This is a genomic window from Avibacterium avium, from assembly GCF_900454535.1.
Lineage (GTDB): Bacteria > Pseudomonadota > Gammaproteobacteria > Enterobacterales > Pasteurellaceae > Avibacterium > Avibacterium avium.
The window spans coordinates 1,699,995-1,717,478 of record NZ_UGSP01000001.1 but is presented as its reverse complement, the minus strand read 5'-3'; the positions used below and the strand labels follow the sequence as shown (position 1 = coordinate 1,717,478).

The following is a 17,484-nucleotide window of genomic DNA, read 5'->3' as shown; positions in this document are numbered from 1 at the left end:
GGTATAACAAAGTGCGGTGCTTTTTTACTTTATTTTTATTTTAATCAACAAGTTACCTCTCGTATGGGTAACCACTGTATAAGGATTTAATATGCCAATTATTACTTTACCCGATGGCTCACAGCGCCAATTTGATAAACCCGTTACTGTGCTTGAAGTGGCGCAGGATATTGGTGCAGGTTTAGCCAAGGCGACCATCGCTGGGCGTGTGAACGGTGAACGCCGTGATGCGTGCGATCTGATTGATCAAGATGCCAATTTAGAAATCATCACCGCAAAAGATGAAGACGGATTAGAAATTATTCGCCACTCTTGCGCGCATTTGTTAGGACACGCGATTAAACAGCTTTTCCCTGATGTGAAAATGGCAATCGGGCCAACCATTGAAAACGGTTTCTATTATGATGTGGATTTAGACCGCTCTTTAACGCAAGAAGATCTTGATGCCATTGAAAAAAGAATGCACGAGCTGGCAAAAACCAACTATGACGTGGTGAAAAAACGAGTAAGTTGGCAAGAAGCAAGAGATACGTTTGAACAGCGTGGCGAGCCGTACAAAATGGCGATTTTAGATGAGAATATCGAAAAAACCGCAACGCCAGCGCTTTATCATCACCAAGAATATATTGATATGTGCCGTGGGCCACACGTGCCAAATATGCGTTTTTGCCATAATTTTAAATTACAAAAAGTGGCGGGTGCATACTGGCGTGGCGACAGTAAAAACAAAATGTTACAACGTATTTACGGCACGGCTTGGGCAGATAAAAAACAACTTGTCGCCTATTTACAACGCCTAGAAGAAGCAGCAAAACGCGATCACCGTAAAATTGGTAAAGCCCTTGATCTTTATCATATGCAAGAAGAAGCACCGGGTATGGTGTTCTGGCACAATGATGGTTGGACGATTTTCCGTGAGCTGGAAACCTTCGTGCGTACTAAATTGAAAGAGTACGATTACCAAGAAGTGAAAGGCCCATTTATGATGGACCGCGTGTTGTGGGAAAAAACAGGCCACTGGCAAAACTACGGCGATTTAATGTTTACGACTTCATCAGAAAACCGTGAATATGCCATCAAGCCAATGAATTGCCCGGGACACGTGCAAATTTTCAACCAAGGCTTGAAATCATATCGTGATCTGCCAATTCGTATGGCGGAATTTGGTTCGTGCCACCGTAACGAGCCATCAGGTTCGTTACACGGTTTAATGCGTGTACGCGGTTTTACTCAAGATGATGCGCATATTTTCTGTACCGAAGATCAAATTGAAAGCGAAGTAACCAGCTGTATCCGTATGGTTTACGATATTTACAGCACCTTTGGTTTCAACAATATTCAAGTGAAACTTTCTACTCGTCCAGAAAAACGCATCGGTTCTGATGAAATGTGGGACAGAGCAGAGCAGGGCTTAGCCAATGCGTTAAAACACAATGGCTTAGATTATGAAATCCAAGAGGGCGAAGGGGCATTCTATGGGCCGAAAATTGAATTTGCCCTGCGTGATAGCCTTGATCGTGAATGGCAATGCGGCACAATCCAGCTTGATTTCGCCTTACCGGGGCGCTTAAATGCCTCTTATGTGGCAGAAGACAATGATCGCAAAACACCAGTGATGATCCACCGTGCAATTTTAGGTTCATTAGAGCGTTTTATCGGTATTATCACCGAAGATTACGCAGGTTTCTTCCCACCTTGGCTTGCACCAACCCAAGCGGTGGTGATGAACATTACCGACAGCCAAGCGGATTATGTGAAAGATGTGGTGAAAGCCCTTTCTGACGCAGGCTTGCGTGCCAAAGCGGATTTACGCAACGAAAAAATCGGCTTTAAAATCCGTGAACACACCTTAAAACGTGTGCCTTATATGTTGGTCTGTGGCGATAAAGAAATTGCCGAAGGCAAAATCGCCGTGCGTACCCGTAAAGGCGCAGATTTAGGTACGTTCACCGTAGCAGAATTTACCGAAATTCTGAAAAACCAAGTGAAAAACCGCGAGTTAAAATTGCTTGGTGAGCTTGGACAAGATTAATTCACAAACAATAAGAAAGCGAGCTAAATGCTCGCTTTTATTTTGTCATAAAAAAACTACCGAAAAATCACCGCACTTTTAAGCGTTTTTGCGTTTTTAATAAGTGCGGTGATTTTTTCCAGATTTTATTTCTCTTGATATTTTTGACGATAATTCTCACCCCACGCCGCCATTGCCGTCAGTACGCTTTTTAGGCTTTTGCCGTCTTCAGTTAGTGTATATTCCACCCTTGGTGGCACTTCTGCATAGACTTTTCGCGTTAATAATCCTTGTGTTTCCATTGCTCTTAAATTCGCCGTTAGCACTTTTTGCGAAATACCAGTTAAGGTTTTTTTCAATTCACCAAAACGCTTTGTGCCAGATAATAATTCTCGAATAATCAACACACGCCAGCGTTCACTCATCATCATTAAGGTAATTTCTACTTCACAATCGGGTAATTTTTTCTCTTTTTCTTTCACAATTTTTCCTTATTTTTCAATATAAGTTTCTCAAAGGTAACTACTGCACTTTTTGGTGCTTACTTTCTTTTTGTTTGCTAGGGGGATATTATCACGCTCAACAAAAACGAGATACAACAATTTTTATCATTAAACAGGAGAAAAAAATGAAAGTCGCAGTAATTGGTGCAAATGGAAAAGCAGGGCGTTTGATCGTAGCTGAAGCAGTAGCGCGTGGTTTAGAGGTTACCGCAGTGGTACGCGGTGAAAATCACAGCGCGGCACAACAAGTGCTTAAAAAAGATTTGTTTGATTTAACCAAAGCGGATCTTGCAGGCTTTGATGTGGTGATTGATGCTTTTGCTGCGTGGACGCCAGAAACTTTACCACAGCATAGCACATCGCTTGCCCATTTATGTGATATTTTGGCGGGAACAAAGGTGCGTTTGCTTGTTGTAGGCGGAGCAGGTAGCCTTTATACTGATGCTAGCCTAGCCGTACAACTTGCTGATACGCCAGATTTCCCAGCGGAATATAAACCTTTAGCTCAAGCAATGGCACAGGCATTGGCAGAATTGCGTAAGCGTGATGATGTTCAATGGACTTATCTTAGCCCAGCAGCGGTGTTCGATCCTGAAGGGGCAAAAACAGGCACATACCGCTTGGCTGGTGAAGTATTCACGGTCAATGAAAAAGGCGAAAGCTATGTGAGCTATGCCGATTATGCCATTGCAATGATTGATGAAGCATTGAATGGTAAACACATTCGCGAACGCATTTCGGTGTTGTCATAAATCATAAATAAAGTATAAAAAGAGCGGTCAAAAATCTGAAAATTTTGACCGCTCTTTTTTATGATTTGAATGATAATATTCGCACAAAAACCACCGCACTTTATAGCACGATAGTTTTGTTTTTATAAACAAAAATCCGATCTTGCAGGGCGAGATCTAAGGCTTTGGTGAGAACGGTTTTTTCCACATCACGGCCTGCACGCATCATTGCATCTGCACTGTATGTGTGATCCACATTAATTACGTTTTGCATAATAATTGGTCCTTCATCTAATTCATTATTAATGAAATGCGCAGTCGCACCAATAATTTTCACGCCACGCTCATAGGCCTGATGATAAGGTCTTGCGCCAATAAAGGCAGGCAAGAAAGAGTGGTGGATATTAATCACACGGTTTGGATAACGGGCAACAAATTCAGGGTTTAACACTCGCATATATTTCGCTAGCACAATATAATCTGGCGCATATTGATCGATTTTATCTGCTAATAATTTATCGTGTTCAACGCGGGTTAATCCTTCGTGGCTAATACAATAAAACGGAATGTCAAAACGTTCCACTAAATTTCTTAAGGTATCGTGATTTCCAATCACGGCAGCAATTTCAACATCTAAACCACCGTAGTAGTTTTTCATTAAAATATCACCCAAACAATGGGCTTCTTTGGTGACTAAAATAACGATGCGTTTTTTCTTCACGCTAATTAATTGGTTATTGGTGCCAACTGGCAAGCTAAAATTGAGATCCGCAAGCAGGGTTTCATCATTAAAAATCCCTTCTAATTCGGTGCGCATAAAGAAATGTTTTGTTTCAAAATCAACAAATTGATTATTATGAATAATGTTAAGCTGATGTTTATAACAAATGTTGGTAATTTTGGCGATTAAGCCTTTATCATCGGGACAATTTGTCAGTAAAATTTTCTTTTCTAGCATAATGTTGTGTAATAGTTATGATGTTATAAAAAAGAGAAATAAAAAAAGTAAAGCACAGAATGCTTTACTTTTTATCGTAAGAAATTAAATTTCGAAATCAGATAATGATTTACCTGCATTTAATGCACGTTGAATTGGAAGCGGGGTTCTGCCTTGACCAGTCCAGGTTTTTACGTTGCCATTGTCATCAGTGAATTGATATTTCGCTGGACGAGCAGGACGTTTTTGACGTGGCGCTTTTGGCGCATTAGTTTGTTCAGAAACTAATTCCTCTGGCGCAATACCTCTTTCTTTTAGGAAATTATGGGCTTCAGCAAGGGCTTTTAGTCTTTCTGCTTCTTGCTTAGCTGCTTGCGCTAATTCTTCACGTTTTTCTTCTAATACAGTTTTTAATTTCTCTAATGAAGACTCAAGTTCGTCTAAACTTAACTCTTTTGCCGCAGCACGCAGGCTACGAATATTTTTTAATGATTTTAATAAATCGCTCATTTTCATCTCCTCAAATAACGATATTAAATTAATACTACCAAGGAGATAATAACTAAAATATTATTAAAGGTAAACAGAAAAATTAATTAAATAAGCAATATGTTTATTTTTGTAACTAATTCCTTGCTGAAAGTGCGGTTATATTTTTATTATTTTTAATAAGTTAGCTTGCTTTTAATACACGCAATCCTTTGCGTAAGAAATTTTCTTATATAAAGATAAAATGTCGGGATTTTTGCGTTCAGCCCTTGCTTTTTTGCTGACTTGTTTGTAATCTTTGCACTGTCCTACGTATGTAGAGGTGCAACTATTATAAGTATTTTTTCTGAGTGGATAACGATGAGGAAAAAGGAAAGGAATCGTTGCCGAAATCAATTAAAAGTCATTTTAATTGGTTGGGAGCGTTTTCGAAAGAAACGTTACTGTCATAGTCTTTTTAACAACTATGGAGCGCTACTGGTTAGGTTGGGTAATTTTGCCTGCCTTTTTATTTTAAATTTTCACCCTTCTTTAAAATAGTAAACTTCAGTGGTTCTCCCTTATTTTAGGTAGAACAATAATGGAACTCTTAGATTATTCCACATCAATTTGGTCGGTTGTCCCGCCCCTGTTAGCCTTATTATTGGCGATTTTCACGCGTAAAGTGATTTTATCCTTAAGCATTGGTATTTTAATTGGCTCATTAATGTTGGCAGATTTCAACATTGCCAACACGGCGATTTACTTAAAGAATACCGTGCAATCTTTGGTATATGGTGATGACGGTTGGAATTTTGATACCATCAACATCATTTTATTCCTATTATTATTGGGAATTTTGACCGCACTTTTAACGGTATCTGGCAGCAATCGTGCCTTTGCGGAATGGGCACAAAAACGCATTAAAAATCGCCGTGGCGCGAAATTAATGGCGGCTTCTTTGGTCTTTGTTACCTTTATTGATGACTATTTCCATAGCCTTGCAGTGGGGGCGATTGCCCGTCCTGTTACGGATAAATTCAAAGTTTCTCGTGCGAAACTAGCCTATATTTTGGATTCCACCGCCGCGCCAATGTGTGTGATTATGCCTGTTTCAAGTTGGGGCGCGTACATTATCACTTTAATTTCAGGCTTGCTTGCCACTTACGCCATTACAGATTACACCCCAATCGGGGCATTTATGGCAATGAGTGCGATGAACTTCTACGCGATTTTCTCTATCTTAATGGTGTTCTTCGTGGCGTATTTCTCTTTTGACATTGGCTCAATGGCAAGACACGAAAAACTCGCTCTTGAAAGAACGGAAGAAGATCAAGATGAGCAAAACGGCGTGAAAGGCCACGTTCGCAACTTGATTTTACCTATCGTTACCTTAATTGGTGCAACGGTATTTATGATGTTGCACACAGGTAATGAAGCCCTTGCCGCAGACGGTAAACCTTTCTCTGTATTAGGCGCATTTGAAAACACTACGGTAGGGATTTCTTTAGTGGTGGGCGGCTGTGCTTCAATTGTTGTGGCAACCCTTTGTATTTTGATTGATCGTCAAGTGAGTTTTGCAGAATACGCCAAATCTTGGATCGTTGGCGTGAAATCAATGCTTGGTGCGATTTTGATTTTATTCTTCGCTTGGACAATCAATAATGTTGTGGGCGATATGAAAACAGGGACTTATTTATCTAGCCTTGTGTCTGGCAATTTACCTGTGGCTGTGTTGCCTGCGTTATTGTTTGTATTAGGTGCAGTAATGGCGTTCTCAACAGGAACAAGCTGGGGAACATTCGGCATTATGTTGCCAATCGCCGCAGCCATTGCCGCCAATGCGGCGCCAGAATTAATGCTGCCTTGTCTTTCGGCCGTAATGGCAGGGGCGGTGTGTGGCGACCACTGTTCACCAGTTTCCGATACCACCATTTTGTCTTCCACTGGGGCGAAATGTAACCATATGGATCACGTTACCACCCAGTTACCTTATGCCTTAACCTTAGCCGCTGCAACCATTGTAGGCTATCTTGTGGTCGGTTATACCGCCTCAGGCGTGTTTGGCTTTATTGCCACAGCAATCACCTTGGTTGCGCTCATTTTCTTATTTAAAAGACGTTAGAATGTGATCTAGATCACAAAATTGGAAATAAAATTTTATTTCGTCTATTTTATAAAATGCGGCAGATTGTCGCATTTTTTTATTTTTAGCTGAATTTTATTTTATAAAATATCGAATTCTCAGAATTTTTAGAAATTTATTCTGAAAAATCACCGCTCTTTTCATTCAAATCTTGCTAGACAAGCCATTCTCAATCCGTTACAAATAATCATCGTTAATTAAAAAACAAAAGTGCGGTGCAAATTCCGCAAATTTTTGCGAGGTAACAATGAAAAAATTATCAGGTGCGGAAATGGTTGTGCAATCCTTGCGTGATCAGGGCGTAAAATTTGTATTTGGCTACCCCGGTGGCTCGGTGTTGGATATTTATGATGCTATCCACACATTAGGCGGCATTGAGCATATTTTGGTGCGCCACGAGCAAGCCGCCGTGCATATGGCAGACGGCTATGCACGTTCCACAGGGGAAGTGGGCTGTGTGTTAGTCACATCAGGTCCCGGGGCAACCAATGCCATTACAGGGATTGCCACTGCGTATATGGATTCTGTACCTTTAGTGGTGATTTCTGGACAAGTAATGTCTGGCTTGATCGGCAGTGATGCGTTCCAAGAATGCGATATGGTGGGGATCTCTCGCCCAGTGGTGAAACACAGCTTTTTAGTTAAACGGGCAGAAGATTTGCCTGAAGTGATCAAAAAGGCGTTTTATATTGCCTCCACAGGTCGTCCGGGGCCGGTGGTGATTGATTTGCCGAAAGATGTGCTAAACCCGGCTAATAAATATACTTATACCTATCCGCAAGAAATCAGCTTGCGTTCTTATAACCCGACAGTGCAAGGGCATAAAGGGCAGATCAAAAAAGCCTTGAAAGCCTTATTGGTGGCGAAAAAGCCCGTGCTTTTCATTGGTGGAGGGGCGATCACGGCAAATTGTAGTGAACAAATTCACCAATTTGCGAAACAATTAAATCTACCTGTTACCTCTTCCTTAATGGGACTAGGTGCATTTCCAAGTACGGATAAACAGTTCTTAGGAATGTTAGGAATGCACGGCACATACGAAGCGAATAACGCAATGCACCACAGTGATTTAATCTTTGCCATTGGCGTGCGTTTTGATGATCGCACTACCAATAATTTGGAAAAATATTGCCCGAATGCCAAGGTGGTGCATATTGATATTGACCCAACGTCCATTTCTAAAAATGTACCAGCGGCAATTCCGATTGTGGGCAGTGCAGAAAATGTGTTAAATGAAATGTTAGCTTTATTGGAAGAAGATAACTTAGCCAAATCTCAAGCGGATCTGAGCGATTGGTGGAAACAAATTGATGAATGGAAAGCGGTGAAATGCTTGGATTTTGATCGCAATAGTGGCGTGATTAAACCACAGCAGGTGATTGAAACTGTTTATCGTCTAACCAAGGGCAAAGCCTATGTGGCATCAGATGTAGGGCAGCACCAAATGTTCGCCGCCTTGCATTATCCTTTTGATACGCCACGCCATTGGATCAACTCAGGCGGGCTTGGCACAATGGGATTTGGATTGCCTGCAGCATTAGGTGTGAAATTGGCTCACCCAGAGGCAACGGTGGTGTGCGTAACGGGAGACGGCAGTATTCAAATGAATATTCAAGAGCTGTCCACGGCGCAACAATATGGCATTCCTGTGGTGATTATTAGCTTAAATAATCGCTTTTTAGGAATGGTAAAACAATGGCAAGATTTGATTTATTCGGGGCGTCATTCGCAATCTTATATGAACTCATTGCCAGATTTCGTCAAGCTGGCGGAATCTTACGGACACGTTGGCATTCAAATTGATCGTCCTGAAGAATTGGAAGAAAAATTGGCGCAAGCCTTTGCCATTAAAGACAAACTTGTTTTTGTAGACATTAAAGTTGATGAAACGGAACACGTTTACCCAATGCAAGTGCGTGGTGGTGCAATGAACGAAATGATTTTAACCAAACCGGAGAAAGCCTAATGCGTAGAATTTTATCAGTGTTATTAGAAAATGAATCAGGGGCGTTATCCCGCGTGGTGGGCTTATTTTCTCAGCGTGCTTTTAATATTGAAAGCCTAACTGTTGCACCCACCGATGATCCCACGCTTTCGCGTATGACCATTGAGGCTTACGGCGATGAGCAAGTGCTAGAGCAAATTGAAAAGCAACTGCATAAATTGGTAGATGTGTTTAAAGTGATCAGCCTAAGCGATTGTGAACACGTTGAGCGTGAAGTGATGTTGGTGAAAGTGCGTGCGCAAGGCAGTTCCCGTGATGAGTTAAAACGCTTGGCGGAAATCTTCCGCGGACAAATCGTGGACGTTACCACCAAATCCTACACCATTCAATTAGTGGGAACGAAAGACAAACTTGATGCTTTTGTGAAAGCATTAAAAGAAGAAAGTTCGCTGATTGAAATTGTTCGTTCAGGCTTAATCAGCCTTTCACGTGGCGAGAAAAATTGTTTGTAACTTATTGTTTAATAATAAAAAGCATTTAGGTAATCGCCTAAATGCTTTATTCAATTTATTGCGTAGGAAAAAATCCCCTATTTTTCCACCGCACTTTTTACTTCATCAATCATAATGCCCATACTTTCCAAGCCACCGAAAGTTAAATACCAATTTGCGGCGTTTAAGTAAACAATGTGGTTATTTTTTGTTTAATCATTATCTAGTATAGTTATAAAATTTGGAATAGTCCTAGATAACTAGACTTTTTAACCAATTTTTTAAATAGGAAATTTGAATCTTTATATCACGGTAAGTAAAACTCTATTCGCATTCTTTTGAATAAAGCTTAAATTAGGCTTTTGGAATACCCCATTAAATTTGTGTAAATAACGTTTTGATTGGCGTCAAAAATTCTCAAATATGTGCTGTGATTGATGTGAAAATGATTAAATTCATTTATACAAAGTACATAATAACTATGATAAGTATCGGTGTAAATAATACTATCAGGTTTTACTTATTCCCAAATAATAGGTAGCAAGGTAACTGCTCAAGTATTAGAAAACAAAACAGTATAAAGCTTGCCATTACGCTTTAGAAGTCTCCGAATATCTCTCACCACGATCAAAAGTACCTATGAAGTAGCTTTCATCCGCTTCAATTTCGCCCTCAAACATCTATAAGTGAAAGCTTTTGATAAATTATCAGGTGTACACGATGAAAATAGCATGCAGCAGGTATCGTTTTGTTTACATTGACTAACTTTACCATTGTCCTTGCTGTAATATCCGCAACAAATAAGTTCGAGAAATTTATTTATGCTGATCTAGACGACTTTTTCTCATAAGGGTATATTAACCTAAATGAAGTTTTCAGTCGTTATCTAGGGCAACCCCTAAAAATATTGTCTATTTATCAAAATATTTTACCTGAGCTAAGAATTTATTCTGCATAGATTGGTTTGCAGCACTGGCAATATAAATGGCATCGGCTGGAAGCTCAGCTAAAACACTTGGTTGTCGATTTAAGAGTTGATGAAATACACTTTCAGCCTCTAGCTCAATGGCTCTTGTCATCCAATAAGGGCAGTGTTCATTAGGTTGTCCATATTTTTGGATGCCTTTGCTGCTTTCGCGTAAAGATAGATCCGCCTCGAATTCATTGTACATATTGAAATGATCACGTTTGCCATTGGCAAAAGTTAGGGTCACAGTAGAAGTGAAGAAATTAATCATCATTGATCCTAATTCGCCGTGAATCGCAATATCCCATTTAGGCAAGCGATATGCTGTGCCCATTTCTAAAGAGCCGAAAACGCCATTTTTAAATTGGAGTAATAATTGAATGATGTCGTGATGATCTGGCGTTTCTAGATGAGCCCGATTTGTGGATTGGGCAAATACGGATTCAACCTCACCAACTAACCAAGTAAGTAGATCCAGTTCGTGAATTTCGTGAAAGAGTTTTCCGCCAGTGAGTTGGATATTATTTTTCCACCAGTCTTTTTCAAAAATGGGGTTAATCCAGCGCTGACGGTTTGCTCGTACGACCGTTAATTTCCCTAATGCGTGTTGCGCTAATAATTGTTTGGCTTGTTGTAAACCAGGTAAGACACGCAAGCAGTGTCCAACAAAAAGCGGAACGTTATTTTCTTTTGCTAACTGGACTAGCTGATGGGCATCTTGAGCATTAATGGTGAAAGGCGTTTCAATAAAGACAGCACAACCTTTTCGTATAGCGATTTCAGCAAGTTGGCGATGACTATCATTATAGGTGGCGATGAGTACGAGATCGACTTTTTGTTGAGTAAGTAGTGTATTTAAATCCGCGTAGGCTAGTGTTTTATGTTGTTCGGCGATGTCCTGTGCCAGATTTATCTGCAAATCGGTTACGCCGACTAATTTTGCGGGGAATTTATTAAAAGCCGGGGCTAGTTGTTGACCAAAGAAGCCACAACCAACAAGGGCAACATTAATGGTGTTCATTTTCTTTTTCCTTTTGTTGTAAGCGTTGGCGTAGTGTGCGGAAATAAAGTAGTACAGCGTGTTGGAAACGATTTACATCGCGAGCTTCTACGGCATCAACCCATTCTCGATACTGTAATGCAATCTCTGTGGGCGTGGTGGTAGCAATGGGAAAATTCTTTTCTTGCTGCTGAAAAATTTGCCAAAACGCATCAAGATATTGAGAAAGCAAAGGATTTTGAATGGCTTGATAGGTTTGTAGATGAATTTGATATTCTAATTCAACCGAAAATTTGTTTTTTCGTGCAAGATGTTGTAATTCTACACTGAGTTTTTGCAGCATTTCGACTTCTTCATCTCGAATATTGGCGAGCGCAAGGGGGGCAAAGCCATATTGTAAAATTTCGCGAATATCTAAAATGTCTAATAAGTACTTCACATTATCTTGCAACTGTAACTCTGTATGGAAGGCAAGACTTTGAATCATTGGGATGAGTGAGGATTTACTGATAAAAGTGCCTACACCGTGCCGAATATCTAAAATATGTAAGGCCTCTAAGGATTTAATTGCCTCTCGAAGACTAGAACGGCTTACGTTCAAATATTCCATCAGTTCATTTTCAGTTGGCATTAAATCACCCGCCCGCATTCGTTTTTGTAAGATGAACTGTTTAATTTCTTCTTGTAAAGCAAGATTTTTTGCTTTTTTTTCTGATTTTTTCATTTTTGTGATCTTTATCGCAGAATTTTTACACAATTTAAGACATCATATCTCTAAATTTTAGAGATATGATGTCTTATCTCTATATTGTTTAAATAATAGCTTATTTTTAACTTTTTGTCAGTTAAATATTAAGTTGAAAACGAAAAAGGATAGGTTATGGCAACACTTTCTTTATCACATATTTATAAACGTTATCGCAATGGCTTTGAAGCGGTGAAAGATTTTAATCTGGAAGTGGCGGATAAAGAGTTCATTGCATTAGTTGGGCCTTCAGGTTGTGGTAAATCTACCACATTGCGAATGATAGCGGGATTGGAAGATATTTCCGAAGGGGATTTCTTTATTGACGATCGTCGTGTGAATGATGTTGAGCCGAAAGATCGCGACATCGCAATGGTATTTCAATCTTATGCACTTTATCCGCATATGACGGTTTACGAAAATATGGCATTTGCGTTGAAATTGCGCAACGTTGATAAGGCGGAAATTGATCGAAAAGTGCGTGAGGCGGCAACCATTTTAGGCTTAGAGGAATTACTTGCTCGTAAACCAAAAGCCTTATCCGGCGGGCAGCGGCAACGTGTTGCTTTGGGCAGAACAATCGTGCGCTCGCCGAAGGTTTTTTTAATGGACGAACCCCTTTCAAATTTAGATGCTAAGTTGCGCAGTAATATGCGCGCAGAAATTATTCGTATCCATAAAAAACTGAATGCGACCACGATTTATGTGACTCACGATCAAACGGAAGCAATGACAATGGCTGATCGCATTGTGGTAATGAATGCTGGCGTGGTGCAACAAATTGGTACACCCAAAGCGATTTATGATAAACCGGAAAATTTGTTTGTTGCCGGATTTATCGGTGCGCCGACAATGAACTTTTTAAGAGGGCGATTGGAGAATCAGGCATTTTTAACCTCAGATCAGTATCGCTTAGCGATACCTGAGGAAATTTGGCAGCATTTAGTTTATCTAGGTAAAGCGCATCAGGAAGTGATTTTAGGTATTCGTCCTGAAAATATTACCAATGAGCCATTAGTATTGGGATCATACCAAAATGCACGGGTGACTGCGCCTGTTTATGTGGCGGAATTGTTGGGGGCTGAATATATCGTGCATACCCAATTAGGCGGGCAGCCAATTAAAGCCATTGTGCATTCACGGCAAAAAATTGAAATGGAACAGCAAATCACACTTGCGTTTGATATGAGGCGAGCGCATTTCTTTGATCCAACCACAGAGCAATCTTTGTTGTAACTGCTCATTACTTTTGAAAATGAGGTGAAATTATGAAACTGAAAAAATTATTAACCGTTGCAGCATCTGTGGTGTTTGCCACATTAGTGCTTAATGGCTGTAAAGATGAGAAATCACAAATAGCCAATACAAACGTGAGTACAGAATCATCAGAATTCGCTGGTGATATTACGATGTGGCACTCCTTTACTCAAGGACCAAGATTAGAAGTGATTCAAGCGGCCGCGAATGACTTTATGCAAAAAAATCCTAAAGTGCGGATCAAAATTGAAACCTTTTCGTGGAATGACTTTTATACCAAGTGGACAACCGGATTGGCTTCAGGCAATGTGCCGGATTTGAGCACCGCATTACCGAATCAAGTGGTTGAGATGATCAATGTGGAGGCATTAGCCCCAATTAACGATTTGATTGATGAGTTGGGCAGAGCGCGATTCTCAACTGCCGCGATTAATGAAGGGACTGTTGGAAAGTATAATTACTCGCTTCCTTTATATTCTCATGCACAAGTGATGTGGATTAGGAAAGATCTATTAGAGAAAAACGGATTACCTGTGCCCAAAACGTGGGATGAATTGTATCAAGCAGCTAAGGCATTAACAAAAGAGGGGGTATATGGTCTATCTGTACCAATGGGTACCAATGATTTTATTGCAACGCGTTTTTTGAATTTATACGTAAAAAGCCGTGGCAGTAGTTTGCTTACTAAAGATCTCAAAGTGGATCTTACCAGTGAAATTCCACAAGATGGCATAAAATATTGGGTGAAAATGTATAAAGAAACTTCACCGAAAGATGCAATTAACTACAATGTGTTGCAACAAGCAACTTTGTATTATCAAGGAAAAACTGCGTTTGACTTTAATTCCGGTTTCCAGATTGGCGGTGTTCAAGCGAATACACCACAATTATTAGATTTTGTTGATGCTTACCCCGTGCCAAAAATGAAGGTGAATGATCCCGATTATGGTTTGGAAACAGCGAATATTCCTTTAGTGGTTTGGAAACACTCCAAGCATCCTGAAATTAGTAAAGCCTTTATTAAAACACTTTATGATAAAGATCGTTATATTAAATTCCTTGCTTCAGTGCCAGTAGGAATGTTACCGGCTCTTAAAGATATTGCGAATGAGCCGGCTTATAGAGATAACCCAATGGTGAAGAAATTTGCTCACGCAGAAAAAGTGATTTCCGATGCAGTACAAACCGGCACCGCTATAGGGTATGAATATGGGCCAACCGTACAAGGTGGTTTATTAACCAATCAGCACATTATTGAAGCAATGTTCCAAGATATTGTGGTGAACGGCACAGATCCGATGGTAGCCGCTAAAAAAGCCGAAGATCAGCTAAATACTTTATTTGAAACGGTTGCTCAATAAATTCTAGGGCGGTCATCACCGCCCATTATCCTCAAAGTAGATACAGATTCTCAATAATGGGGAAGGGGGCTTTATGTATCAAAAAAACTATACAAGGTGGATTTTTGTCCTGCCTGCGATGATAGTGGTATCGGTATTATTCATCTATCCATTCTTATCAAGCATTTTTTACAGCTTTACCAATAAGAATTTGATTATGCCTAACTGGAAATTTGTCGGGTTTGATAATTATGTGGCGGTCATTAACGATCCGAGTTTTTGGTTGGCATTTTCTCATTCGATATTATGGACAATTTGTTCATTGGTTGGACAAGTCTTAGTGGGATTTGCCCTTGCAATGGCATTACATCGTATTCGTCATTTGCAATGGTTATACAAAATCTTATTAATTATTCCGTGGGCATTTCCAACCATTGTGATTGCTTTTTCGTGGCAATGGATTTTAAACGGTGTATATGGCTATTTGCCAAATATGATTGTGAAACTCGGCTTAATGGAGATTGCCCCGCACTTCCTTTCTGATAGGACTTGGGCGTTTATAAGCCTTGTGTTTATTAATGTTTGGTTCGGTGCGCCATTAATTATGGTTAATGTGCTTTCTGCCTTACAAACTGTGCCACAAGAACAATATGAAGCAGCCAAAATTGATGGGGCAAATGCGTGGCAAGTGTTTCGCCATATTACCTTACCGCATATTCGCGTTGTCATTGGACTGTTAGTGGTTTTACGCACGGTTTGGGTATTTAACAATTTCGATATTATTTATCTCATCACAGGGGGCGGCCCAGCAAACTCAACAATGACTTTACCTATCTTTGCCTACAATATGGGCTGGGGAACCAAAATGCTCGGTCGTTCTTCAGCGGTAACAGTGCTGCTATTTATCTTCCTATTACTTGTTTGCTTTATCTATTTCAAAGTGATTAGCCGTTGGGAAAAAGAGGGGGAATAAAATGAAAACGAAAAAATCGATTTTAGGTGATATTGTTGCACATCTATTTCTATTAATTGCGACAGTGGTTGCTGTATTCCCTTTGGTATGGATTATCCTTTCTTCTATTAAAGGTAAAGGGGAATTAACCAGTGAACCCACCCGTTTTTGGCCAAAGGTATTTACTTTGGACTACTTTGAACACGTTATCAATGATCTCCATTTTATCGTGAATATCAAAAATAGCTTATTTATCGCCCTGATTACCACGGCCATCGCTATCGTTATTTCCGCAATGGCGGCTTATGGTATTGTTCGATTTTTCCCGAAATTGGGAGCAATAATGTCGAAATTATTGGTTACCACCTATATTTTCCCCCCAATTCTCTTAGCCATTCCTTATTCCATCGCCATGGCGAAAGTGGGGCTAACCAATACAATGACGGGGCTTATCGTGGTGTATCTCTCATTTAGTGTGCCTTATGCCGTTTGGTTATTGGTTGGCTTTTTCCGCACGGTGCCTATCGAAATTGAAGAAGCCGCGCGGATCGATGGGGCAAATAAATTTACGGTGTTCTTTAAAATCGTTCTGCCACTAGTAGCGCCCGGCATTGTGGCAACGGCAATTTATACCTTTATTAATGCGTGGAATGAGTTCTTATATGCACTGATTTTGGTGAATGACACAAGCAAAATGACAGTGGCTGTGGCGTTGCGTTCATTAAATGGTGCAGAGATTTTAGATTGGGGAGATATGATGGCTGCTTCCGTCTTGGTTGTGTTGCCGTCCGTACTGTTCTTCACTTTTATCCAAAACAAAATTGCAGGTGGGCTTTCTGAAGGCTCAGTGAAATAAACTTATCTATTCTTTTAGGAGAAATCAAATGAAAAATTATGCGGTAATTGGTGTCGGCTATTTTGGTGCTGATTTAGCCAGAATTATGAATGAAAATGAGGATGCAAAAGTGGTGGTTGTCTATGATCCAGAAAATGGTCAAACAATCGCTAAGGAATTAGGTTGTGATGCGGCCGATTCGTTGGAAGCTGCTGTATCTCGCCCAGATGTGGATTGTGTGATTGTGGCAACACCGAATTATTTACATAAAGAACCGGTGCTACTGGCGGCAAAATATAAAAAACACGTTTTTTGTGAAAAGCCTATTGCACTCAGTTATCAAGACTGCGATGAAATGGTCAGAGCCTGTGAGGAGAACGGTGTAGTTTTTATGGCTGGGCATATTATGAATTTCTTTAATGGCGTGCATCACGCCAAAGAACTGATTAATCAAGGCGTGATTGGTAAAGTGCTTTATTGCCATACCGCACGTAATGGCTGGGAAGATGTTCAGCCCTCTGTTTCTTGGAAAAAAATGAGAGAAAAGTCAGGTGGACATTTATATCACCATATTCACGAATTAGATTGCGTGCAATTTTTAATGGGCGGAATGCCGAAAACGGTGACGATGACAGCGGGTAATGTCACACATCAAGGAGAACAATTTGGGGATGAGGATGATATGTTATTTCTTAACCTTGAATTTGATGATGGCCGATTTGCCGTGTTGGAGTGGGGATCAGCCTTCCGCTGGGGAGAGCATTATGTGCTGATTCAAGGGGAAAAAGGGGCAATTAAATTAGATATGTTCCATTGTGGCGGCACCTTACGCGTGGACGGCAAAGATAGCCACTTTTTGATTCACGAAAGCCAAGAAGAAGATGATGATCGCACCAGAATTTATACAGGAACAGAAATGGATGGCGCGATTCAATACGGTCACCCCGGCAAACGTACCCCGCTATGGCTTAATTCCGTAATGCGTAAAGAAATGAAATACTTAAATGACATTATGCACGGTATGAAACCAAGCCCAGAATTTGAGAAATTACTCACAGGGGAAGCAGCAAGAGCCGTAATTGCCACAGCGGATGCTTGTACAAAATCTCGTTATGAAAATCGTAAGGTGGAAGTACGAGAGGTGATGTAGAGAGAT

At 40.3% G+C, this 17,484-nt stretch carries 15 protein-coding genes, 2 pseudogenes and 1 riboswitch; of the genes and pseudogenes, 10 read left to right on the top strand and 7 right to left on the bottom strand.

The window, feature by feature from the left end; translation table 11 throughout:
* The first annotated feature begins 91 nt into the window (after positions 1 to 91).
* Positions 92 to 2,032 (top strand): threonine--tRNA ligase, encoded by a 1,941-nt coding sequence (gene thrS / locus DYC50_RS08360; RefSeq protein ID WP_115249789.1) that lies wholly within the window; start codon positions 92 to 94, stop codon positions 2,030 to 2,032.
* Between the two features lie 125 nt (positions 2,033 to 2,157).
* Here thrS and DYC50_RS08355 read toward each other — a convergent pair whose 3' ends face one another.
* On the bottom strand, positions 2,158 to 2,493 hold the full coding sequence (locus DYC50_RS08355; protein ID WP_218564406.1) for a winged helix-turn-helix transcriptional regulator: 336 nt from the start codon (positions 2,491 to 2,493) through the stop codon (positions 2,158 to 2,160).
* Positions 2,494 to 2,639: 146 nt separating this feature from the next.
* On the opposite strand from DYC50_RS08355, the gene DYC50_RS08350 reads away from it, so the two are divergent.
* A complete protein-coding gene (locus DYC50_RS08350) occupies positions 2,640 to 3,266 on the top strand; it encodes an NAD(P)-dependent oxidoreductase (protein WP_115249788.1) in 627 nt (208 codons plus the stop codon).
* 100 nt (positions 3,267 to 3,366) lie between these two features.
* On the opposite strand, the gene purU is transcribed toward DYC50_RS08350, so the two are convergent.
* Positions 3,367 to 4,203 (bottom strand): formyltetrahydrofolate deformylase, encoded by an 837-nt coding sequence (gene purU / locus DYC50_RS08345; protein WP_115249787.1) that lies wholly within the window; start codon positions 4,201 to 4,203, stop codon positions 3,367 to 3,369.
* Positions 4,204 to 4,287: 84 nt separating this feature from the next.
* Positions 4,288 to 4,692 (bottom strand): H-NS family histone-like protein, encoded by a 405-nt coding sequence (locus DYC50_RS08340; RefSeq protein ID WP_115249786.1) that lies wholly within the window; start codon positions 4,690 to 4,692, stop codon positions 4,288 to 4,290.
* 288 nt (positions 4,693 to 4,980) lie between these two features.
* Positions 4,981 to 5,156: riboswitch (Lysine riboswitch) on the top strand.
* A gap of 95 nt (positions 5,157 to 5,251) precedes the next feature.
* Here DYC50_RS08340 and DYC50_RS08335 point away from each other — a divergent pair.
* The 3 genes from DYC50_RS08335 to ilvN all read left to right on the top strand — a co-directional run bounded on the left by DYC50_RS08335 (position 5,252) and on the right by ilvN (position 9,253).
* Positions 5,252 to 6,775, top strand: coding sequence for a Na+/H+ antiporter NhaC family protein (locus DYC50_RS08335; protein ID WP_115249785.1), 1,524 nt, complete (start codon positions 5,252 to 5,254; stop codon positions 6,773 to 6,775).
* 268 nt (positions 6,776 to 7,043) lie between these two features.
* The gene (locus DYC50_RS08330) at positions 7,044 to 8,762 is read left to right on the top strand and encodes an acetolactate synthase 3 large subunit (RefSeq protein WP_115249784.1); all 1,719 of its coding nucleotides are present in this window, start codon (positions 7,044 to 7,046) and stop codon (positions 8,760 to 8,762) included.
* Positions 8,762 to 9,253 (top strand): acetolactate synthase small subunit, encoded by a 492-nt coding sequence (ilvN, locus tag DYC50_RS08325; protein ID WP_017805703.1) that lies wholly within the window; start codon positions 8,762 to 8,764, stop codon positions 9,251 to 9,253. Before DYC50_RS08330 ends, ilvN begins: the two co-directional genes overlap by 1 nt.
* 77 nt (positions 9,254 to 9,330) lie before the next feature.
* Here the strand turns inward: ilvN and DYC50_RS10820 are convergent.
* The 4 genes and pseudogenes from DYC50_RS10820 to DYC50_RS08305 form a co-directional block, all read right to left on the bottom strand.
* Positions 9,331 to 9,441, bottom strand: a pseudogene (locus tag DYC50_RS10820) (ABC transporter); the annotation flags it as partial.
* A gap of 43 nt (positions 9,442 to 9,484) precedes the next feature.
* Positions 9,485 to 10,080: pseudogene (locus DYC50_RS08315) on the bottom strand (IS1595 family transposase).
* Positions 10,081 to 10,143: 63 nt separating this feature from the next.
* Positions 10,144 to 11,220: a Gfo/Idh/MocA family protein gene (locus DYC50_RS08310; RefSeq protein ID WP_115249783.1), complete on the bottom strand. Its 1,077-nt coding sequence runs from the start codon at positions 11,218 to 11,220 to the stop codon at positions 10,144 to 10,146.
* Positions 11,207 to 11,923: a FadR/GntR family transcriptional regulator gene (locus DYC50_RS08305; protein ID WP_115249782.1), complete on the bottom strand. Its 717-nt coding sequence runs from the start codon at positions 11,921 to 11,923 to the stop codon at positions 11,207 to 11,209. The genes DYC50_RS08310 and DYC50_RS08305 overlap by 14 nt, the downstream gene beginning before the upstream one ends.
* A gap of 156 nt (positions 11,924 to 12,079) precedes the next feature.
* Here DYC50_RS08305 and DYC50_RS08300 point away from each other — a divergent pair, with 156 nt between their 5' ends.
* The 5 genes from DYC50_RS08300 (at position 12,080) to DYC50_RS08280 (ending at position 17,478) form a co-directional block, all read left to right on the top strand.
* Positions 12,080 to 13,180 (top strand): ABC transporter ATP-binding protein, encoded by a 1,101-nt coding sequence (locus DYC50_RS08300; RefSeq protein WP_115249781.1) that lies wholly within the window; start codon positions 12,080 to 12,082, stop codon positions 13,178 to 13,180.
* Between the two features lie 32 nt (positions 13,181 to 13,212).
* Positions 13,213 to 14,562 carry an ABC transporter substrate-binding protein gene (locus DYC50_RS08295; protein WP_115249780.1) on the top strand — a complete coding sequence of 450 codons (1,350 nt, stop codon included), beginning with the start codon at positions 13,213 to 13,215 and terminating at the stop codon, positions 14,560 to 14,562.
* Positions 14,563 to 14,635: 73 nt separating this feature from the next.
* Entirely contained in the window at positions 14,636 to 15,514 is an 879-nt protein-coding gene (locus tag DYC50_RS08290) for a carbohydrate ABC transporter permease (protein WP_115249779.1), read from the top strand.
* Between the two features lies 1 nt (position 15,515).
* Positions 15,516 to 16,349 carry a carbohydrate ABC transporter permease gene (locus tag DYC50_RS08285; RefSeq protein WP_115249778.1) on the top strand — a complete coding sequence of 278 codons (834 nt, stop codon included), beginning with the start codon at positions 15,516 to 15,518 and terminating at the stop codon, positions 16,347 to 16,349.
* Positions 16,350 to 16,377: 28 nt separating this feature from the next.
* Positions 16,378 to 17,478: a Gfo/Idh/MocA family protein gene (locus tag DYC50_RS08280; protein WP_115249777.1), complete on the top strand. Its 1,101-nt coding sequence runs from the start codon at positions 16,378 to 16,380 to the stop codon at positions 17,476 to 17,478.
* The last annotated feature ends 6 nt before the right edge of the window (positions 17,479 to 17,484 follow it).